The 21,618-nt window shown below is 43.7% G+C and carries 20 protein-coding genes; 7 read left to right on the top strand and 13 right to left on the bottom strand.

Annotated elements, in window-relative coordinates; translation table 11 throughout:
• The first annotated feature begins 3 nt into the window (after positions 1–3).
• Positions 4–1,440, top strand: a complete 1,437-nt coding sequence (locus tag NDN13_RS15780) for a sigma-54-dependent transcriptional regulator (protein ID WP_251116138.1) — start codon at positions 4–6, stop codon at positions 1,438–1,440.
• A gap of 39 nt (positions 1,441–1,479) precedes the next feature.
• Here NDN13_RS15780 and NDN13_RS15775 read toward each other — a convergent pair whose 3' ends face one another.
• The 4 genes from NDN13_RS15775 to lptF form a co-directional block, all read right to left on the bottom strand.
• Complete coding sequence (locus tag NDN13_RS15775; protein WP_251116137.1) at positions 1,480–2,655, bottom strand: S41 family peptidase; 1,176 nt, start codon at positions 2,653–2,655, stop codon at positions 1,480–1,482.
• Positions 2,656–2,664: 9 nt separating this feature from the next.
• The gene (gene gpmI / locus NDN13_RS15770) at positions 2,665–4,209 is read right to left on the bottom strand and encodes a 2,3-bisphosphoglycerate-independent phosphoglycerate mutase (protein WP_251116136.1); all 1,545 of its coding nucleotides are present in this window, start codon (positions 4,207–4,209) and stop codon (positions 2,665–2,667) included.
• A 114-nt stretch (positions 4,210–4,323) separates the two neighbouring features.
• A complete protein-coding gene (lptG, locus tag NDN13_RS15765) occupies positions 4,324–5,394 on the bottom strand; it encodes an LPS export ABC transporter permease LptG (RefSeq protein WP_251116135.1) in 1,071 nt (356 codons plus the stop codon).
• A complete protein-coding gene (gene lptF, locus NDN13_RS15760; protein WP_251116134.1) occupies positions 5,394–6,494 on the bottom strand; it encodes an LPS export ABC transporter permease LptF in 1,101 nt (366 codons plus the stop codon). The genes lptG and lptF overlap by 1 nt, the downstream gene beginning before the upstream one ends.
• A 154-nt stretch (positions 6,495–6,648) precedes the next feature.
• On the opposite strand from lptF, the gene NDN13_RS15755 reads away from it, so the two are divergent.
• From NDN13_RS15755 to blhA, 3 genes are read left to right on the top strand one after another with little or no spacing between them, the layout of a single operon-like run.
• Positions 6,649–8,097, top strand: a complete 1,449-nt coding sequence (locus NDN13_RS15755; RefSeq protein WP_251116133.1) for a leucyl aminopeptidase — start codon at positions 6,649–6,651, stop codon at positions 8,095–8,097.
• Positions 8,098–8,100: 3 nt separating this feature from the next.
• A complete protein-coding gene (locus tag NDN13_RS15750) occupies positions 8,101–8,508 on the top strand; it encodes a DNA polymerase III subunit chi (RefSeq protein WP_251116132.1) in 408 nt (135 codons plus the stop codon).
• 35 nt (positions 8,509–8,543) lie between these two features.
• Positions 8,544–9,170 carry a cell division protein BlhA gene (gene blhA / locus NDN13_RS15745; RefSeq protein WP_251116131.1) on the top strand — a complete coding sequence of 209 codons (627 nt, stop codon included), beginning with the start codon at positions 8,544–8,546 and terminating at the stop codon, positions 9,168–9,170.
• Between the two features lie 47 nt (positions 9,171–9,217).
• Here blhA and NDN13_RS15740 read toward each other — a convergent pair whose 3' ends face one another.
• The 7 genes from NDN13_RS15740 to glnK form a co-directional block, all read right to left on the bottom strand.
• Positions 9,218–9,877 carry a riboflavin synthase gene (locus NDN13_RS15740; protein ID WP_251116130.1) on the bottom strand — a complete coding sequence of 220 codons (660 nt, stop codon included), beginning with the start codon at positions 9,875–9,877 and terminating at the stop codon, positions 9,218–9,220.
• A 151-nt stretch (positions 9,878–10,028) separates the two neighbouring features.
• Positions 10,029–10,868, bottom strand: a complete 840-nt coding sequence (locus NDN13_RS15735) for an MIP/aquaporin family protein (RefSeq protein WP_016540797.1) — start codon at positions 10,866–10,868, stop codon at positions 10,029–10,031.
• 398 nt (positions 10,869–11,266) lie between these two features.
• The gene (locus NDN13_RS15730; RefSeq protein ID WP_004656375.1) at positions 11,267–12,559 is read right to left on the bottom strand and encodes a DNA adenine methylase; all 1,293 of its coding nucleotides are present in this window, start codon (positions 12,557–12,559) and stop codon (positions 11,267–11,269) included.
• The gene (gene ribD / locus NDN13_RS15725) at positions 12,556–13,656 is read right to left on the bottom strand and encodes a bifunctional diaminohydroxyphosphoribosylaminopyrimidine deaminase/5-amino-6-(5-phosphoribosylamino)uracil reductase RibD (RefSeq protein WP_251116129.1); all 1,101 of its coding nucleotides are present in this window, start codon (positions 13,654–13,656) and stop codon (positions 12,556–12,558) included. The genes NDN13_RS15730 and ribD overlap by 4 nt, the downstream gene beginning before the upstream one ends.
• 12 nt (positions 13,657–13,668) lie before the next feature.
• Entirely contained in the window at positions 13,669–14,133 is a 465-nt protein-coding gene (gene nrdR, locus NDN13_RS15720) for a transcriptional regulator NrdR (protein ID WP_004656377.1), read from the bottom strand.
• Between the two features lie 125 nt (positions 14,134–14,258).
• A complete protein-coding gene (locus NDN13_RS15715; protein ID WP_251116128.1) occupies positions 14,259–15,668 on the bottom strand; it encodes an ammonium transporter in 1,410 nt (469 codons plus the stop codon).
• Between the two features lie 67 nt (positions 15,669–15,735).
• Positions 15,736–16,074 carry a P-II family nitrogen regulator gene (gene glnK / locus NDN13_RS15710; RefSeq protein ID WP_004656379.1) on the bottom strand — a complete coding sequence of 113 codons (339 nt, stop codon included), beginning with the start codon at positions 16,072–16,074 and terminating at the stop codon, positions 15,736–15,738.
• Between the two features lie 275 nt (positions 16,075–16,349).
• Between glnK and NDN13_RS15705 the strand changes: the two genes are divergently transcribed.
• Entirely contained in the window at positions 16,350–16,577 is a 228-nt protein-coding gene (locus NDN13_RS15705; RefSeq protein WP_004656380.1) for an accessory factor UbiK family protein, read from the top strand.
• A gap of 69 nt (positions 16,578–16,646) precedes the next feature.
• Positions 16,647–18,134 (top strand): YifB family Mg chelatase-like AAA ATPase, encoded by a 1,488-nt coding sequence (locus tag NDN13_RS15700; protein WP_251118250.1) that lies wholly within the window; start codon positions 16,647–16,649, stop codon positions 18,132–18,134.
• 41 nt (positions 18,135–18,175) lie between these two features.
• Here the strand turns inward: NDN13_RS15700 and NDN13_RS15695 are convergent, their stop codons facing one another.
• Positions 18,176–18,964 carry a TorF family putative porin gene (locus NDN13_RS15695; protein ID WP_251116127.1) on the bottom strand — a complete coding sequence of 263 codons (789 nt, stop codon included), beginning with the start codon at positions 18,962–18,964 and terminating at the stop codon, positions 18,176–18,178.
• Between the two features lie 408 nt (positions 18,965–19,372).
• Between NDN13_RS15695 and NDN13_RS15690 the strand changes: the two genes are divergently transcribed.
• Complete coding sequence (locus tag NDN13_RS15690) at positions 19,373–20,137, top strand: sulfite exporter TauE/SafE family protein (RefSeq protein ID WP_251116126.1); 765 nt, start codon at positions 19,373–19,375, stop codon at positions 20,135–20,137.
• A 104-nt stretch (positions 20,138–20,241) separates the two neighbouring features.
• Here NDN13_RS15690 and NDN13_RS15685 read toward each other — a convergent pair whose 3' ends face one another.
• Complete coding sequence (locus NDN13_RS15685; RefSeq protein WP_251116125.1) at positions 20,242–21,012, bottom strand: TorF family putative porin; 771 nt, start codon at positions 21,010–21,012, stop codon at positions 20,242–20,244.
• Between the last annotated feature and the right edge of the window lie 606 nt (positions 21,013–21,618).

The following is a 21,618-nucleotide window of genomic DNA, read 5'->3' as shown; positions in this document are numbered from 1 at the left end:
GAAATGGCAACAAAACAACCACTCGTCTTATTGGTAGACGACGAAGAAGATTTATGTCTTTTAATGCAGATGACGCTAGCGCGTATGGGCATCAAGACACATCTCGCCTATCGGGTCGAACAGGCAAAAAAGTTCTTTACTGAGTTCCAGTACGATGCTTGCTTAACAGATTTAAATCTTCCAGATGGTAATGGTTTGGATCTGGTCAAACACGTGACACAGAACTATCCCAATACGCCTATTGCGGTACTGACTGCATATGGCAATATGGATATTGCCATTGCAGCCTTAAAGGCAGGCGCATTTGACTTTGTCAGTAAGCCTGTCAACCAGATGCATTTGGATCAATTAATCCAGAAAGCGTTGAACCGTCCACAGCCTGAACAAGAGGCAGCAGAAACAGCTTTAGAGAATAAGCTATTAATTGGACGTTCTACACCCATTCAACAGCTCCGCATTGCCTTAAAGAAAATTGCACGTTCCCAAGCCCCAGTATTTATTACGGGTGAATCAGGAACTGGCAAAGAAGTGGTTGCGAATCTGGTTCATCGTTTAAGTAACCGTAGTGAAGGGCCATTTATTGCGATTAACTGTGGCGCGATTCCAACTGAATTGATGGAAAGCGAGCTGTTCGGGCATAAAAAAGGCAGCTTTACTGGCGCAACTCAGGACAAGCAAGGTTTAATTCTGTCTGCACACGGCGGTAGTCTATTCTTGGATGAAATTGCCGAACTGCCTTTAAATATGCAGGTCAAATTACTACGGGCGGTGCAGGAAAAGAAAATTCGCCCAGTCGGTTCAGATCAAGAAATTGATGTGGATTTCCGTGTGATTAGTGCCAGTCACCAAGACTTGGAGCTGTTGGTACAGCAGGGGCGCTTCCGCCAAGACCTATTCTTCCGTATCCATGTCATGGACATTGTACTGCCGCCTTTACGTGAGCGTGGTCAGGATATTTTGTTATTGGCCAATCACTTTATTCAAAAGATTAGCCAAGAGTGGGATCTACCAGCGAAGTCCCTGTCTGCACGTGCAGAGCAATTCTTATTGCAGCAATATTTCCCAGGCAACGTACGGGAATTACGCAATATTATTGAGCGGGCAATTACCTTAAGTGATGATGACAATATTGATTTGGCACATTTACAGACCGCCCCTTTACGTACTTCTCTGGCAAATCCAACGCCTTCTTTTTCAAATACGGCATCAGAAGAAGCCGAACCAGTACCACACTCAGCCAGCCCAAGCATGAGTTCGAAGAAACTTCCACCAGAAGGCTTAGAACGTTATTTAGAGAATATCGAAAAAGAGATTCTTCTGAATGCGCTGAATCTCACCCATTGGAATCGAACTTTGGCTGCAAAGAAATTAGGCATGACCTTCCGCTCTTTGCGCTATCGTTTAAAGAAATTTGGTTTAGATACCGAAGATGATGAATAATGCTTAAAAATAAAGCCCCTCAATCGAGGGGCTTTATTTTTAATAGCGACTTTTTAACACCAGATCGGTGACATGTTCCAAGTAAGCGTCTTCTTTCATCTCTGCCGTTAAAGGTGAGATTTGATTGGGTTGAATCCCCTGACCTTCAATCATATTGCCATTGGGGGTGTAATAATGCGAAACCGTCATTTGTAGGGCAGCACCACTCGGTAAGGGAAACAACTTCTGTACCACACCTTTGCCATAACTGGTTTCACCCACCACCCAAGCACGTTTGTGTTCCTTCATCGCTGCGGTAAAAACCTCAGCTGCGGAAGCAGAACGTCGATTGATTAAAATCCCTAATTTCATATTTTGAAATTCATTCGACGGCAAGGCCTGAAATTGTTGATCGCCTTCTGAGCGACTTTTGGTGGTGACAATAATGCCTTGATTTAAAAATAAATCAGCCGCTTCAACTGAAGCCGAGAGTAAGCCACCTGGGTTGTTGCGCAGATCAAATACCACCGCTTTCAGCTTGGTAGAACTATATTCTTCAATTAAACGTTTAATTTCATTGGCGGTATCTTGTTGAAAAACGCGTATTTTCAGCACAAGTACCTGATTATGTAACAGCACGGGCTCAATATCGGTTTCAACTTTTTTATTGCGAACCAAAATCACGGTACTGTTATTATTCTCAGGCTGTATCTGCACCGTACTGCCAATTGAACCGTAGAGTAAACCTTGTACTTGATCTTGGTTCAGACTTTTCAGTTCCTGATTATCAACTTTGAGAATCACCTGACCATTGCGCAGGCCCAACTTACTTGAGTCCGAACCTGCCTTTAAATCTTGAATCTGCCAAGACTTGGCATGAGCATCATAATTTAAATTGAAATCGACAGAAGCGAGATCACCTTCCGTATATTGAATCAATTGGCGGTATTCTTCTGCCGATAAATAACGTGAATAGCGGTCTAAGCCACTGACCAAACCTTTAATCGATTGTTGAAACAGCGCATCATCCGATTTTTTATCGACATAGTTATCTTTAACAATGCCATAGATCTGCACAAATTGCTGAATCGATTCAATTGGGACTTCTGCGCTCTGGCTAGGTGCATCCTCAGTCCATCCTGAGTTATGCGTCACAGGCGCAGCAGAGAGATTCACTCCCCAACACATCAACAAACTTGCACAGATCGCTCGGTAAATGTTGTTGTGTTGGGTCATTGCTTCACCTTATTTTAAAGTAATTAAATTCTTGCCTTGCATTTCAGCAGGTACAGGAAGCTGCATTAAATGCAGGAGTGTTGGCGCGACATCTGCCAATACCCCACCGTCAGCAATTATGGCCTGTGTTGGGCCCACATAAATAAATGGCACCAGCTCAGTGGTATGTTGGGTATGCACCTGACCGCTGTCATAGTCTTGCATTTGCTCTACATTACCATGATCCGCTGTAATTAACATATGTCCTTTGTTGGCCATAACCGCATCATAGACACGACCCAAGCAGATATCGACCGTTTCAACTGCTTTTACCGCAGCATCAAACACACCGGTATGGCCGACCATGTCACCATTGGCATAGTTCACCACCAACAGGTCAAACTCACCTGAATTAATGGCATTCACCAATTCATCAGTAACTTCATAGGCACTCATTTCTGGCTTTAAGTCATAGGTGGCAACATTCGGCGATGGAATCAGGATACGTTTCTCGCCTTCATATTCATCTTCACGACCACCACTAAAGAAGAAAGTCACGTGCGCATATTTTTCAGTTTCGGCAATCCGCAATTGGGTCTTACCTAAACTTGACAGATATTCACCAATCGAGTTTTTCAAACCTTCTGGCATATAGGCAACAGGCGCATCAATACTGGCTTGATAACGGGTCAACATCACAAACTTAGATAAATTTGGAACAACTTTGCGCGTGAATCCAGTGAAATCTTTTTCAACAAAGGCACGGGTAATTTCACGCGCACGGTCGGCACGGAAGTTCATGAAGACAATGCTGTCGCCATCTTGCACTTTGGCAATTTCACCAATACGCGTTGCTTTGACAAACTCATCATTTTCTTCTGCCGCATAGGCCAGTTCTAAACCTTCAACGGCAGAGTTCGCAACACGTAGCGCTTCCCCTTCAGTCATCAGACGATAGGCTTGCTCAACACGATCCCAACGATTGTCGCGATCCATGGCAAAGTAACGACCAATCATCGACACAATACGGCCTTGATTTGGATATTGTGCGAATAAAGCATCCAGTTTTTCTAAAGAAGGTTTAGCACTGCGAGGCGGAGTATCACGACCATCGAGGAAGGCATGTAAATACACGGTTGCACCACGTTTTAGCGCCAGCTCACACATCGCCACAATATGGTCTTCATGCGAGTGCACGCCACCTTCTGACAATAAGCCCATCACATGCACAGCACCGTTTGCTGCTTTGGCTTTTTCCACCGCATCGACTAACACTTCATGCTCAAAAAAAGCACCCGTACGGATATCTTTGGTAATACGAGTAAAATCTTGATACAGCACACGACCTGCACCAAGATTCATATGACCCACTTCAGAGTTGCCCATTTGACCATCAGGCAGGCCCACATCTTCGCCTGAACCTGAGATTAAACTATTTGGATGCTTGGCCTTCATTGCAGTGAGGTTTGGCGTTTTTGCTGCTAAAAAAGCATTGTCTTCAACTGCTTCACGATGTCCTACACCATCCATGATTACGAGAACGTGAGGAATTTTGCCAGCATTTGCATCCGTCATAATGGACTCTCTGTTTGTCATTTGATCGGTCTATTTTACCGAAATTTAATCGAATTCTCTATGACCTGACTCATGGCTTTCATCAATCCTGGTCATAGAGCCTCTCCATCAAGATTAGCGTGCGCGATAGAGCAGATAACTACCGACCATAAAGATCAGCACCACAGGTAACAGCACAAACCATGCAGGTGAAGGCGCATACACTAAGCTTGCATAGCCCAAAAAATCTTGCAGATAGAAGAAACCTAAGCCTGTAAACAATGCAATCACCAAACGGAAACCCATCGATTGTTGGCGTAGTGGGCCAAAAATAAAGGAACAAGCAATCAATACCAACGTAATCAAAGAAAATGGCGCCGTGACTTTTTGCCAGAAGGCCAACTCATAAGTCTTTGGTATTTGACTATATTCTTCCATATAACGCATAAAGCTAATCAATTGACTCGGCGATAAGTCCTCAGGATCGAGCGTCACCATATGCACATATTTTGGCTGTAAGGCGAGACCCAACGATTGCTGTGCATGATCAGTCTTAATGGCATTGCCTTGTGCCAATAAATCAACTTGATGCGATTGTGAGAGTTGCCACTCACCATCTTTGACGAATTGCCCTTTTTCAGCCGTCACAAAGGATTGCAAACGGTAGTCTTGATCAAAATCAATGGTTTGGATATTGCGTAACTGACCTTGTGAATTGGCATAATCAATATAGATAAAGCGCTGCCCTTCACGCGACCAATAGCCTTTGACCTCACCTAAAGATGCGACACTGCGTTGCTTTTTGATACTTTGCGCTTGCTCATTGGTATATGGAATCACCCATTCACTCAATACAAAAGACAATACAATCAGCAATAATGCTGAACGCATCACCCAACCGACAATCCGCCACAGACTGATGCCAACCGAACGCATGACAATCAGCTCACTATTTGAAGCCAAGGCACCCAATCCGAGTACTGAACCAATCAAAGCAGCGACAGGTAAAATTTCGTATAAATAACGCGGTGCGCCCCACATCACAAAGAGAAACGCTTGCCACGCATTATAGTTTGGCTTGAGTGAGCCCAACTCGCCCAAATAGGTGAATAGAACTTGCAAGAAAGATAACACCAGCGTTGTTCCGAGCATGGCCAGAACCGTGGTTTTTGTCACATGTTTGGCGACTATTCGACGTGCTAACATCACAACCCCACTCGCTGAATACTTTTCTTAATTTTTGGTGCCAATTTTTGTTTACGTGCAAAAATTGCAGCAGCAGTGGCATAAACCAGCAACACTGCTGGATAAGCCCAAAGATCCAATTCGTCTTTACTGATTCGGGTCTTAATCGCAATCATTAGCACGATTAAGCTGGCGAAGATAAAAATTGCAGGAATCAGGCGGTAATAACGGCCCTGACGAGGACTTACCTCTGACAGCGCAACGGCAAGCATCAAACCGACAATAATAATAAAGGGACCAAATATCCGCCAACCCAACTCACTACGGACCACGGAATCATCGCGTTTCTGCCATAGCTTGGACATCGACAAGGCTGCCACATCATCACTTTCAAATTTCACATCTTTATCATTTTCCAAGCGTAAGCGATAAGATTGAAACTCCGCTTGGGTATAGCGTGGCTGATTCGGGTAAATCTCGTAACGGCGTCCGAGCACTAAGTCCACCACATTGGCGGTATCATTGGCAACTTCAACACGGGTGGCTTCTTTGGCCAGAATCATGACATCAGGTTTATCATCCTCAGTCGCTTTTTGATAGAAGAAAATATCTTTTAAATTCTTTCGGTCTTCGGACAGTGAACCCGCATAAATGGTATAGGGTCCTGAAGAAATAAATTCCTTTGGACGAACCAAATCAAAACCGGTACGGACTGCCTGCGTGCTGGTCAGTTTTTCAAATTCACGTAAACCCCACGGCCCCATCCACACCATTAAACAGGTTTGAACCACCAAATAGATCACCGTCATCGGTAACAACAGACGTGCCAATTGGTTGCGACTCACACCACTGCCATTTAACACTGCCATTTCATGGTCAACATAGAGACGGCCAAACACCAGCATCAAGGCAATAAAAAAACCCAATGGAAGAATCAGGGTTAGAAACTCAGGCAAACGATAACCGATAATGCTAAACAAAATCCCGGCATCTAAACGACCTTGAGCTGCAACGCCAAAATACTTGATTAGACGACCACCCATCATAATCAAGGTCAATAAACCAATGACCACGAGAGATGTCGAAACCACTTGTTTGACGAGATAACGCCGAATAATCAAAGTAATACTTCCAAAAAGACCAATTGAAGGTAACGCTAGTTTACCCGAATGTTAAAAATATAAAACCTATCGCTTGTTGCGGATTGCAACCTCATATCCGAAAGTGTTTAATGGACTTATCTTTCTTTTTCGCTCACTAGGTTCTATACAAACAATGAAATTTACACTTCAAAACGCATTCCCCGCTCAGGCGTCTAGCGAATCTTTGTGGATTTTGGTTGATTCAGAACAATTACAACAGAACTTAAATACCTATCAAATCAATCATCTAGAAGAAACACTCAATGCAACCCAATTCAAAGCTGGGTTTAATGAAAACTTAGCCCTGATTGCAAATATTGCCGTTCAAGCCAATGCACAACTACTCGGACTTGGAAAAAGTGCCGAGTTGAAAGCGACAAAATTAGCAAAACTCGCACAAAGCATTATCAAATCATCACAAAATAAATTTAAACAAATTAGTATCGATCTTTCAGCACTCCCGACCGATTTACATGCCTTATTTGTACTCAGCCTGACCCAAGCGGCTTATGGCTATGACGAATTTAAATCGAAAAAGAATGAATTTTCGCTGGACACGATTCACTTAATTGCCAATCAAACAAACTTGGATGATGCGCAGTTAAACCTGCTTCAAGCCGTACAATCAGGTCAAAACTATGCCCGTGATTTGAGTAACCGTCCGGGCAATATCTGTTTCCCTGAATATTTGGCTGATCAAGCACTTGCACTCGCGGCACAATATCCAGATTTGTTAAAAGTGACCGTGCTTGATGAACAGCAAATGGCCGACTTGGGCATGTATGCTTTTCTTGCCGTCAGCAAAGGCTCAGAGCGTCCAGGCCGCATTGTCACACTGGAATACAATGCCCAAATTGAGCAGGCTCCTGTGGTCCTTGTCGGTAAAGGCGTGACCTTTGATACCGGCGGTATTTCATTAAAACCGGGCTTAGGCATGGATGAAATGAAATTTGATATGTGTGGTGCTGCCTCCGTGCTCGGTACCATGCAAGCATTGTGTGAAGCTCGACTTCCAATTCATGTGGTGGGAGCCATTGCAGCTGCTGAAAATATGCCTTCAGGGCATGCCACTCGTCCAGGTGATATTGTCACCAGCATGAGCGGTCAAACCATTGAGATTCTGAATACCGATGCCGAAGGTCGTTTGGTGCTATGTGACACCCTGACCTATATTAAACGCTTCAATCCTGCACTGGTGATTGACATTGCAACCTTAACCGGTGCTTGTGTGGTTGCCTTAGGCAAAGTGGTCAGCGGTTTATTTACTCCCGACGATGAACTGGCGCAAGAATTGCAACAAGCAGGCGAACAGTCGCTTGATCGCGTATGGCGTATGCCTGTGATGGAAGAGTATCAAGAATTACTCGACTCACCTTTTGCCGATATTGCCAATATTGGCGGTCCGTATGGTGGGGCGATTACAGCTGCCTGTTTCCTAGAGCGCTTTACCCGCGATTATCGTTGGGCACACCTTGATGTTGCAGGAACCGCATGGTTATCGGGTACAGCCAAAGGTGCAACGGGTCGTCCAGTACCATTATTGATACAATTTTTAGCCAATCGTGTTGCAACGAAAAACTAAAACATGGCGCAAATCAGCTTTTATCTCTTTGAAAATAGTACCGAACGGCAAGTCGAAAGTGCTTGCCGTTTATGCCGAAAAATTCTGAATCAGCATCCTCATATCTGGTGGTATTGTGCAGATTCAGACTTGCAAACTGAACTGGACGAGCTGCTTTGGAAATTTGATCCCACCAGTTTTATCCCACATGGGATCGACCAAGCGACAAGTCCGGTGTGTATTTCGGCAGAACTTCCCCCATCCCATGATTGGATCGTGTTTAATTTTAACAATCATGCACTTGAACAAACTCAAGATTTTCGCCACATTATCGAGATTATTGAAAATAATGAAGCCGCGAAACAAATCGGGCGGGAAAAATTTAAAATGTATCGTCGTTTAGGCATTGAACCTCGAACCTTTAAATTATAAATCGGCAATCAAGAACATCATTTGAGGAGTGTGTTGTGGCGTTAAATGTAGGTCAGGACTTTAAAAAACGTTGGTTAAATGCACCTGAGGCTGTCCGTCAGACCTATCAGGATGATTTAGCACGTATCTGCGATCTGCTGTTACCACAAACCGCAATTCAAACGTGGACCCAGCACGAAGAAAATGCTCAGCAGCTTTCTCAGCAGCGCATTGATCAAGCCTATGCCGACTTAAAAGCGGAATTGATTGAACAAGCACGTATTCGTAAACAACTGGCTTTAGAAAAAGCATTGGAAGAGAAACGTGCTGCCGAAGCCGCCTATGCCGCACAACTACAAGCCGATGAAGCCCGTCAGTTCCAGCAACAAACCGAGAATCTACTGGCACTCCGCGGTCATATTGATCAGGAAATTGCCCAACAGACTGAGCGTTATCAAACCAATCCAGAACAGCCAAGTGTGGATTATTCACGAGGCCAAAGTGTGGTGATTGATGATCAGCAGATTCTGTCTGAGCTGGAAAGTGTGCGTGTCCGACTCGAACTTGAAGCTGAAGGCTTAATTGAGCAAGCAGTAACGGTGTTTAGAGCCAAACTGCATGCCCTCGCGCAAGATGAGATTGATTACATCTTGAAAAACAGTGAATTTTCAGATGAAAAATAATAAAAAAGCCCAGCTGAAACTGGGCTTTTTTATGCTTGCTCTTTTATTTATTTTAAAAAACCATTTTCAGCTAAAAAAGCCATACTGATATTTGATTCGGATTTTTGTTCTGCAGCCTTGTCACCTAACAATAAACGCTCGATATAACGCGCCAGTACATCCACTTCCAAATTGACTTTACTGCCGACTTGCCACGTGCCGATATTGGTACGTTCCGCAGTATGTGGAATTAAATTCAAGCTTAAAATATTGCCACGCAAATGGTTAATGGTCAGACTAATCCCATCGACTGTGACTGAGCCTTTTTCTGCCAAATATTTGGCTAACTCAGCAGGTGCAGTCACTTCAAAATACAGTGAACGTGCATCATGGCGTACTAAAGTGATTTCACCTAAACCATCGACATGACCACTGACAATATGCCCACCAAAACGTGTAGTTGGCAGCATCGCTTTTTCAACATTGACAGCTTGGCCAACTTTCCATTGACCCAACGTCGTTCGGTTTAAACTCTCCCGCGAAACATCAGCTGCGTACCAATTCTCGCCCCATTCAATCACGGTCAGACAGATCCCGTTGGTGGCAATCGAATCACCCAAATGCACATCAGACATATCCAAATCAGTTTGAATACGCAAACGAACGTCACCACCTACACTTTGTAGGCTCTCAACCTTACCTAAACTTTCAATAATGCCTGTAAACATGGGAGTTTCAACCTATCTTTATGCCGTATATCGCACGGTAAAGAAGATACCTTAAAGCAAAGAACTAGAGATAACAAGGCATGTGCAGTGCAAACATAGGCAAATAAAAAGGGCCATCTACTGATCGCCCTTCTTAATATGGAACTGGTCTTTATTGCATTTCAGACACTTGTTTTTCAGCAGTCGCTTTGACTTCGACTTTTTGATTCAGCAAGAAATGGCTAAAGAATAGTTTATAGCCGAGTACGCCTAAGCAAGCGCCCACGATCGGTGCAATAATCGGGACAATAAAATATGGAATATCACGACCGCCTGTAAATGCAACAGGCCCCCAGCCAGAGAAATAAGCCACAATTTTAGGGCCAAAATCACGTGCAGGATTCATGGCAAAGCCCGTCAACGGACCAAAAGAAGCACCAATCACGGCCACCAACAAACCCACCAAGATCGGTGCCAAAGCACCGCGTGGCAAGCCATTGCTGTCATCTCCAATCGCCATAATCAACCAGAGCAACAACATGGTGATAAACATTTCCACCATAAAAGCCTGCCCAATCGAGAGTAAATGATGTGGATAGGTCGAGAAAATCCCTGCTAGTTCCAGGCTTTCGACACTGCCACGTACCATGTGATGAGTCTGTTCATAATCCACAAATAAATTGCTATATAACCCATATACCAGCAGTGCACCTGTTGCCGCACCAGCCACTTGAGCAATAATATAGAACGGGACTTTACGTTTATCAAAACCAGCAAAAAGTGCCAATGCGATGGTCACCGCAGGGTTGAGATGAGCACCAGAGATCCCGGCCGATAAATACACCGCCAAGGCAACAGCCAAACCCCAGACAATACTGATTTCCCACAAACCTAAACTCGCCCCTGCCAGTTTAAGTGCAGCCACCACACCAATACCAAATGATAAAAAAATTGCGGTAGCAAAAAATTCAGCTACACATTGCCCCAATAAGGTGGGTTCCGAGCGACTCATAACAACCTCTCTTGGTCATCGCTGCAAATAGGCAAGACCCTAAATTAAGCTCGGCAAACTATAGTTATTTTTAAAACCGGTCAATATTTTTTGGTAATTTTTTGAACGATTGATAAAAATAATATCAGCTTAAAACAAGAGGATTAAGACCACCAAAGCCTCCAACAAAAATAATGTAAAGTATTGTTTTATATGAATATTTTTAAACCATTAAACAAAAAGTTAGCGATCAAATGAGATGCTATAGCACAGCTAAAAGTGTCAAAATTTGCTGTATTTTTATTATAAAAACAAGTAGTTATCCCAAAAACCGATTTTCACCATCTATTTATCCGATACAGCACTAAAACTGGATACAAAAACGCCACTTTGTGATGCAAAGTGGCGTTTGATTGAATCTACCAGAGGGCCAGTTGAGTACTGTTGCCGGTAGTATCGACACCACCCAATTCGGCAAAGTGATATAACTGCCCAAGCAACTGTCGTAATGGCGGACCAGACTTGGCATGGGTATCGGTAATCACGATAAACTCAAGTACACGTGCACGATCTGATTGACGCTGTTTACTCACCCGATAACGCGGAACATCTTGAGTCAATAAAGTCACTTTGCCCCGCTTTAAATTGGCAGTCAGCAAGTCTTTCGGCTCAATATTTCCATCCGTTGAATAACTGGTCAAAATATAGCGCGCATTAATGGTTTCTAATAACTTCTCATAGGCTTCTTTGGCATATTTTGACGAGTTATAAGGACTTGGGCGCTCTTTACGCCATGCCCGATCAATCCCGCTCTTAAAGCCTTTGGTATCGGGTGAAGGCAAATCCACTTGATCCCATAGAGTCAGCGCATTTAATACATGATAATTACTGCTATACGCATGTTGGTTATACGGCGGGTCTAGATAGGCCACATCGACCTCAAAACCACTCATTTGATTAGCAAGATGCTGCGCATCCACACACCACATTTCAGCAGCAGGACGTTTAGGATCACCTATTTCACAGAAGCGACTCGGTGTCAGCCACAAGAGCGATTCAATTCGTTCTAGCGCCGTTTGGGTACGTCCCCCCCAGCCTTGATGGAAGCTTTTAAAGACCCCACTGGTATTGCTGACAAAGCTTGCCGAATACAGCAGTGGTGCCAACAAAGCACTCATTTCCACATCATTGATTGCGCCCTGTGCCTGCCATGTTGCAATCTGCTGACGGATCGCATCAATACGCATGCCGTTACGGCGTTTGAAGAACAAACGGTCACGGGCAGGATCATAAACATCATCATTGCGTGGACATAAATTATGCGTGACCCAGCCTTTCACTTCAGGCAAACGGTTCAGATAATCAATGGCTTTTTGATAACCACCCAATTCTTTAAAAGCAGGTGCATCTACACAGGCCAAAATGGCATGGTTGAGTGCATGGCTATACGGTTCCCAGTCATTGGCAATCACACGATAACCATTCTGACGTGCCAAACGCGAGACAACACCACTCCCTGCAAAGAAATCCGCGAAAATCGGTGGATTCTTTTTTTTGCTGTTCAGTGTGCCTGTAATCTCAAGTGCTTCTAAAATCAGATGAAGCAGTCGACGCTTATTGCCCAGATAAGGCACTAACTGATGAAAAAGATATTCATCAGTCGTACGTGCGGCATGACGACGTTTGTGATAAACCGATGGTTCTGGATTCATATCATCTCTTGGATAGGGAGCAATCTTAGGCGAATGTCTTGCCCAAGTTGGGTTACATCGACCAACTCAAAACGCAGTTGCTCTGCCATTTGGCTAAATTCAGCATTGAACATCGCACGGGCAGATTGGCCGAGTAAAGTGGGTGCAACATAACTAATCATTTCATCAACCAAACCTTGCTGTAAAAAGGCAGTCGATAAGGTTGCACCAGCCTCAACCAATACATCATAAATTTGGTACTGTTGAGTTAAGGTCTGCAATAATTGATTTAAAGCTTGCGGTGGCAATTGTATCACGCCTATATCTGCAAGTTCTTGACGAAATGGTGTCATCACCATGACAGTTTCGGGATTTTGTAAAATCTTGGCGCTCAGCGGAAGTCGTCCTTGGCGGTCCAGCACAATCCGTTTGGGTTGAACCACCGTGCTCAGCTCAACCCCGTCTAAGGCACGTACGTTCAATTCACAATCATCGGCCAAAACCGTTTGAATACCAGTAATGACGGCACCTGAAATGGCACGCCAGTGCTGTACATCTTGGCGGGCGGGCGTACCCGTAATCCATTTTGACTCCCCAGATGCCATAGCGGTACGACCATCCAAGCTAGAGGCGATTTTTAAACGCACATAAGGCAGGCCAGTTGACATGGCTTTTAAAAAGCCCATGTTGAGCGTTTTTGCTGTTTCAGCACAAACACCCGTTTCAACCTCTATGCCTGCAGCTTGTAAAATCTGGACGCCTTTACCTGCCACCAAAGGATTTGGATCTGAACAAGCCACCACCACTTTCTTGACTTGCGCCTTAACCAAAGCCTCGGCACAAGGCGGCGTTCGACCATAGTGTGCGCAAGGTTCCAGCGTCACATAAGCAGTAGCCCCGTGTGCATTGTCACCCGCTTGGCGCAAAGCAAAGACTTCGGCATGCGGTTGACCTGCTTTGGGATGATAGCCCTCGCCAATCAATTGCCCCTCTTTGACAATCACGCAACCGACATTCGGATTCGGTTTGGTCGAATATTGCCCCCGTCGAGCTAAGGCAATCGCTTGTTGCATCCAGTACTGGTGCTCAGATAAGTGATCTTGGGTGAGTTCAGACATGATTTCTCTAATTCAGGCTTCGTTTTCACGTTGTTGCATTTGCTCAATCTGATGGCGAAATGCTTCTACATCTTGGAAATCTTGATACACCGAGGCAAATCGAACATAAGCAACATGATCCAGTGCAAATAAAGCCTGCATCACAATTTCGCCAATGGTTCTAGACTTGACATCACGTTCGCCCAATCGACGAATCTGCGATTGAATATCGCTGAGTACGGTTTCAATTTGTTCTTGCGTAACAGGACGTTTTTGCAAGGCATGCATGAGAGAACGGCGCAGTTTGGCCTCATCAAAAGGCTCATTTTTACCGTCAGATTTGATCACTCGTGGCATCACCACATCATAACTTTCAAAGGTGGTAAAACGCTCCCCACAAATGACACACTCACGACGACGACGAATCTGACAGCCTTCGGCAGCCAAACGCGAGTCTATGACTTTACTATCAGCGGCGTTACAAAATGGACAATGCATAGTTGCGTGATTATTTACTCTCTTTGCCTAAGTGTAGCAAAGTTTCTGCAATTGCAGAACCAGTAGCCTAAAGGCATAAAAAAACAGCCCGATGGGGCTGTTTTTTAAATCGCATGTTGTGTCGATTATTCGATACGTTCGCCATGTTGGCTCAGGTCAAGACCCATACGTTCATCATCAGCGCTGACACGGATACCAATCACCAAATCAATCACTTTCAGGATGATGAAGGTCACAATTGCACTATAAGCGATTGTTGCTAATACACCTTCAATTTGTACCCACAATTGGCCAGCAAAAGTCGGAGCTAGTGCAACATTCGCTGCTTTGATGATTTCATCGCTATAGAAGATTCCAGTCAGAATCGCACCGACAATACCACCAACTGCGTGTAAACCAAATGCATCCAAGGCATCATCCGCTTTAAGTAAGCGTTTCAATGCAGTAATACCCCAGAAACAGACCACACCACCAATTAAGCCCATGATCAAAGCACCACCAACACCGACGAAACCAGCAGCAGGTGTGATTACAACCAAACCAGCAACCGCACCTGATGCACCACCGAGTACTGATGCTTTACCACGAATTAGACGTTCTACAATCAGCCAAGAGAATGCAGCAGCGGCAGCAGCAACTTGAGTTACCAAAATCGCCATACTTGCACGCGCACCCGCACCTAAAGCACTACCACCGTTAAAGCCGAACCAACCCACCCAAATCAAGCTTGCACCGATCACAGTTAAAGTCAGGTTATGTGGTGCCATCGATTCACGGCCAAGGCCAGTACGTTTGCCTAACATGTATGCTGCAACCAAACCTGCAACACCTGCGTTGATATGCACAACGGTACCACCTGCAAAGTCTAATGCGCCTGCTTTGAATAACCAGCCATCAGCTGCCCAGACCCAGTGAGTGATTGGCGCATACACCAAGATCACCCAAACTGCGATAAATGCCATGAATGCTGAATATTTCATACGATCCGCAATCGAACCACTGATAATTGCAACGGTAATGATGGCAAAGGTCATTTGGAAAACAACAAATAAGCTTTCAGGAATAGTGCCACTCAAGGCATCAAATGCAACGCCATTCAGCAGTGCTTTGCCCAAGTCGCCGACATAAGCGCCTGTACCAGAGAAAGCTAAGGAGTATCCTGCAATCACCCAGATTAAGCTAACTAAAATTGCAGCAGAAAGGCTGAACATCATGGTGCTGAGGACGTTTTTCTTACGAACCATACCCCCATAGAACAGCGCTAAACCAGGAATAGTCATCAACAGAACCAGTGCTGTTGAAACAAGAACCCAAGCAGTATCGCCGGTATCGACTGTCGCAGTAGCAGCTGGAGCAGCCTCTTCAGCAGCAGGTGCTTCAACGGCAACAACTTCGGTTGTTGCAGCACCAGTATCTGCAACTACGGCTACAGTTTGTTCAGTTGCCGGGGTTGATGCAGCATCTTCTGCCCAAACCACCGCTGAACCACCTAAGAGTGCGCCAGATAGACTGAGCGCCATAAGCATTTTTTTCATTCGTGTCCCCCAACCTTATTTTGTGAGCTATATCTCTTATTTCTAACTCAGCAAAGTTTGTGCCAATTTAGACAGCATCTGGCCCAGTTTCACCCGTACGGATACGGATCACTTGCTCTAAATTCGTGACAAAGATTTTTCCATCACCAATTTTGCCTGTGCTTGCGACACGAGTAATCGATTCAATGACGGCATCAACCATTTCATCACTAATTGCAATCTCAATCTTCACTTTCGGTAAGAAATCAACCACATACTCTGCGCCACGATACAGTTCTGTATGCCCTTTTTGACGTCCGAAACCTTTGACTTCGGTTACGGTAATCCCTTGAACACCAATTTCAGAGAGTGCTTCGCGCACATCATCCAATTTGAATGGTTTTACAATTGCAGTTACAAGCTTCATGTTTGTTTTCCTTCGGCTTATTTTCACCAGTAAGGTTTTATGTTCAATTTTCATGCCAATATTTAAAGGTTGGGGGTTTTTAAATATTGAGCACAAGCTTTCTTTATAACCTATTTAGCCTTCAAGATGTAGATAGTGCATCGAAAATAAGTTTCATTTCGCTATATTGAATGAAATCAGAGAGTCACTCATCCTTCTGTCCCGAACTGTGCTAGAGGATTGCCTGCAGCAGTGATACACTGGGCAGCAAATATACATAACCTATTGAGCACTTTATGATTGAGACTCTTTTACAGGCAATTTTGCAGCAAGTTGATCAACCTAAAAAAGATTTAGAAAAAAACTTACGTGCCTTATTGAATGAAAGCATCGAAAAACTAGACCTTGTCTCTAAGCAAGAACTCGACCGTCAAAGAACTGCACTGAATACAGCCAATCAGCGCCTCTCTGAGCTGCAACAGCAGATGAAAATTTTAGAAGAAATCGTTCAGAACAAAAAATAAGCACCAATTCGGTGCAATTAGCACCGAAAAATGATTAAAAATAAAGCACCACAATGGAACAATAATAAGATGTCTTTTGCCAAGATTTATACACGAGGCTTATTGGGGCTACATGCCCCGCAAATTGAAGTTGAAGTCCACATCAGTTCCGGCTTGCCTTCACTCACAATTGTCGGTTTACCCGAAGCAGCAGTACGCGAAAGTAAAGATCGTGTCCGTTCAGCCATCATTAATAGCGGTTTTCAGTTTCCAACCAAGCGCTTAACCATTAATTTAGCACCTGCAGATTTACCTAAAGATGGTTCCAGACTCGACTTACCGATTGCGCTCGGTATTCTGATTGCATCAGGTCAATTAGCCGAAAACAGCACTGAAGGTTTTGAATTTATTGGGGAACTGGCATTGGATGGACACTTGCGTCCCATTTCAGGAGCCTTAACCATTGCGATGGCCTGCCAACAGGCACAACATCGCTTATTACTGCCGACTGCAAATTTGGATGAAGCCAATCAGTTGCCAGAATTTGAAGTCTATGCAGCCAATCATCTACAAGCAGTTTGTGCACATTTTTCGGGCAATTACCAGATTCAAGCTGCACCACAAAGAACAACCGCGGCCGCCTCCTATTATCAATTTGATCTTGCCGATGTAAAAGGACAGCTCCGCCCGCGTCGTGCTTTGGAAATTGCTGCCGCAGGTGGGCACTCTTTATTATTTAAAGGACCGCCTGGCACTGGAAAGACCCTGTTGGCTTCACGGCTGCCCTCTATTTTGCCTCCGCTAAATGCACGTGAGAATCTTGAAGTCGCCAGTATCTACTCGGTTGCCAATGCACCCCATACGTTTGGACAACGACCTTTCCGAGCCCCGCACCATACTGCATCCGCAATTGCTTTGGTGGGCGGTGGTTCTCAACCAAAACCCGGCGAGATCACCTTAGCGCATTTAGGGGTGCTATTTTTGGATGAACTGCCCGAATTTGATCGCAAAGTACTGGAAGTCCTACGCCAACCACTGGAATCCAAAGAGATCGTGATTTCACGTGCAGCACGACAAATGACGTTCCCTGCAAACTTTCAGTTTATTGCAGCAATGAACCCCTGCCCATGTGGTTATGCCTTTAATCAGGATAGCCGTTGCCAATGTTCGCCAGACAGCATTCAACGTTATCAAAATCGAATTTCAGGGCCTTTATTAGACCGTATTGATTTGCACATTGATGTGCCGCCCTTACAGGCACAAGAATTACAGGATCGAAGCCCAACCGAAAACTCTGACACGGTACGACAACGCGTCATCCATGCGTATGAAAAACAAATCCAAAGACAACATTGTTTAAATCAGGCGCTCTCTCCCAAATTATTGGAACAGCATGCCTTGTTAGATGACAGCTCAACCAAAATCATTGAAATGGCACAACAGCGACTCAACCTTTCTGCTCGTGCCTATCATCGAGTGTTAAGAGTGGCTCGAACCATTGCAGATCTAGCCGAAAGCGAACTCATCAGTAGCAGCCATATCACTGAAGCCTTGTCCTATCGCGGTCAGCAAAGCTAAAAAAGCGACCTTGAGGTCGCTTTTTTATGGCTCAGACTCCATTAGAATGCATAACCTAAAGCCAAGACCACTTTATTCTTTTGTTTGGTTTCATCACGAGTATAGCCACCAAAAATATAATCCAGACTCCACGTTGCGCCAGTATTGCCCAATGGGTGCGATAAACCGAGCGTTGCATGACGGAAGGCAAAATCCGTTTTGGTTACATCGCCAGCTTTGGCTTGGTAAGCCAGATATTCATCGTCATCGCCATAATAATAGGCTGCAACTTGCGCTTTAGCAGTAAAGCCTCCTGCCAGTTTTGGCGCATAGGTAGCCAAGAAATAGGTATCTCCCTTGTTTCCGAAGGTCACGTTGTTTAATAAAGTCTGTGCAGTAATGCTGAAATCTTTATAGCTTAGCCCCAAGATGGTTTCATAACCTGTCGATTCCCAACCTGGATAATAGTAATAAACCGTTCCGCCGATTTGATAACCAAGATCCTCGGTAATTTTGCCTTTATAGCCCGCGTAAAAATCGTTTTCGAAGGATTTTTTCTCTTCTTTCACATCAGTAGGCGAAGTATTAAAATCAGCATAGGCAGCGGTTAAAGTCGAAAACCAATAACCCAAATAAAAACCACTGTCATGTGTATAATCCAGCCCCCCTTGCACTGCTGGTGTATCACTTTCTGGTGAGTTGGTCATCCCACGTAAATTGTAGCTCGATACCACATTCACATTACCTGTGATCGTTCCTGGAAATGGCAGTTTTGTTTCCTCAGCCAAGCTTAATGTTGATGCTGTGGTCAGCATTCCAAGTACCGCAGCCTTGCATGCAAATTTCATCATATTGGTCTCCCCCTATATTTTAGATACTCAATTGATTTCTAAGCTTTAAATTGCATCACAAGCTATTTAGCAAATGCTGTGCCAAGCTCAAATAAAAAAGAAATACCAATAAAATCAATACCTAGGAAGAGAGAAGGTGAAACTCGGGGTGGATAGCAGCATTTGTGCAGCCAGAAATATGGCTATCTTGCAACCAAAATGGGCTATTGATACTCGACATAGCGCACAAAAAGCACTGTTTTAGCCGAGTAAAGAACTTTCATGCATTCAAATCTTTATTTTTAATCTGCATAAAAAAACAACACAGCCAAGCAAACGATGTTTTAATCATTCGGTTAGATTCTTATTTAAAACACTGAATAAAGCGCATACAACAACATCATTTTTTCTTCAGATTGGCTGATTTTTATGATTGATCAAACCGCCCTATTTACTTTAGGACTCTTTGCCTTCTGTGGTGGTCTAATCGATGCCGCAGTAGGTGGCGGCGGTTTAGTCCAAATTCCAGCACTGTTACATGCCTTGCCTCAGCACAATATTGCAACCGTTTTTGGCACCAATAAATTAGCGGTTTGGGCTGGAACCACTGCCTCATTTTTTAGATATGTTCATAAAATTACTTTTGTCTGGAAGCTTCTGATTCCCACCATGCTTGCAGCATTTATATGTGCATTTGCGGGCGCAATGACAACAGCCCATGTTCCAAAGCAGCTCATGAGCTATGTTGTTTTCTGTTTACTCATCTTGATGGCCATCTATACTTTTTTAAAGAAAGACCTAGGTGCGCGCAGTAGCTATGTGAAATGCGGACATAAAGAAATTTCTCTGGGCATCCTTTTTGGCGGGTTGGTTGGCTTCTATGATGGTATTTTTGGACCAGGCAGCGGCAGCTTCTTGCTTTTTCTGTTTGTAAAGGTTTTTGGTTTTGATTTTCTCAATGCCTCGGCATCGGCCAAAATCGTGAATATTGGCACCTTTAGTTCAGCACTTTTATTTTTTATTCCCACAGGTCATGTACTCTGGCAAATCGGTTTAATCGTTGCCTTGTGCAATGTGCTGGGTTCCTTCGCGGGTGTTTTTCTGGCATTGCGTTATGGTAGCCAATTTATCCGATGGTTTTTTCTGATCCTTTTAGTTTTTCTCATTTTAAGAATGGGATTTTCTCTCTTTTAAATCGGTCATAAAGTGCAGAACCAAAACGAGTAAATCACCAAGACGATAAAAATAAAAAAGCCAGTATGATGACTGGCTTTTATGTAGCTCTGACAGACTGGAACTTAGAAAGCTTTGGTTAAGGTGAATACTGCGCCAGTTTCTGTACCACGTTTATACGGTTGAAAATCTGCATCAATATTAGTGCCTACCGCAGCAAGCTCAGCAGTTAAACCCGATACTGATTTGACGCTATAAGTCACACCAACTTTCCAATCAACATAATTGTCATCTTCACCACCAGTATCGCTAAAGTCGTAGTTGTCCACTTTGGTATAACCTACACTTGCAACACCACCAAATCCTGTATCTGCGAATGGCACATTATAAGTCGCGTTTACATACCAACCATTTTCATCAGTACCTGCAAAATCATTGGTATAGTTCAAAGCACCTAGCAAACTGTCACCAGATGCCAAGACATTTTTAAAACCTAGTTTTGCGTAGAGTTCTAACCAGTTCAGATCAGATGCACTTGGATAGCCGTAATACCATAAACCCACATCTAAAGTCGGTTTACCTGCAAATGGCAGTTCAGTGGCATAACCCACATATGGATCTAATTCTAAATGTGGATCTGGAGCACCAAAGTTAACGTTTGAACCCCATACGCCTGCATATAAACCAGATGAATGCGTTAATGCAAAACCACCTTGTACCGCAGGATCACTTTGAGTTTGAGTAATACCGCGATAACGATAATCGGTCGTTAACGCAGCAGTTCCAGAAAAGCTAAGGCCGTATTGAGATAATGTATTTGTTTCTTCCGCCATAGCAAAAGTCGAAGTCACTGCACAAATACTCAACGCGATCGCTTTACATGCAAATTTCATCATATTGATCTCCCCCATGATGGATATTCGACTGATTTATGTTTTAAATTGCATCGCAAAGTAATTAGCAATTGCTGTGCCAACTTTAGAAGAAGTGCGTCAAATCTCGATTCCGTTCCATAAAAGTGCCGATATAAGAATATCAATGCCTCCGAATTGCGCTTTGTCAGGAAATTTTTTTATTTTTTGAGCGATTTCAAGGCAACAGAAATTTTAAGCATATTTTTTGCACAAAAAAGAGGCATATTCATAAAAACAAAATCATTCGAAATGCTTAAAAGATCGGCGTTATGCCGTAAAAAGCAGCAATGTTCTATAAAGGTGCATGAACAAAAAACTTAAATCAGCCTGAAGCGCTGTAACTATTGGATTGGTCAGTCACTGTCATTCGTCGGGATGTCATTTTTTGCAAATCGATTCGATTATTTTTTAAACAAAGAAAAAATAACTCATTAAATAAAAAGAAAAAATAATGCAATAAATCACATATTTTTATAAAAATAAATCAAAAAATATACAGCTCATTTTACAACCAAATTAAATTAATTTGTATATAAAAATCATCATTTTAAATTTAATTTGATGGCTTTTTAAACGAGAAACAAATCA

The organism is Acinetobacter sp. C32I, from assembly GCF_023702715.1.
Taxonomy (GTDB): Bacteria; Pseudomonadota; Gammaproteobacteria; order Pseudomonadales; family Moraxellaceae; genus Acinetobacter.
Note: the sequence above shows the minus strand (reverse complement) of the source record. Positions and strands in the feature narration are given on the sequence as shown.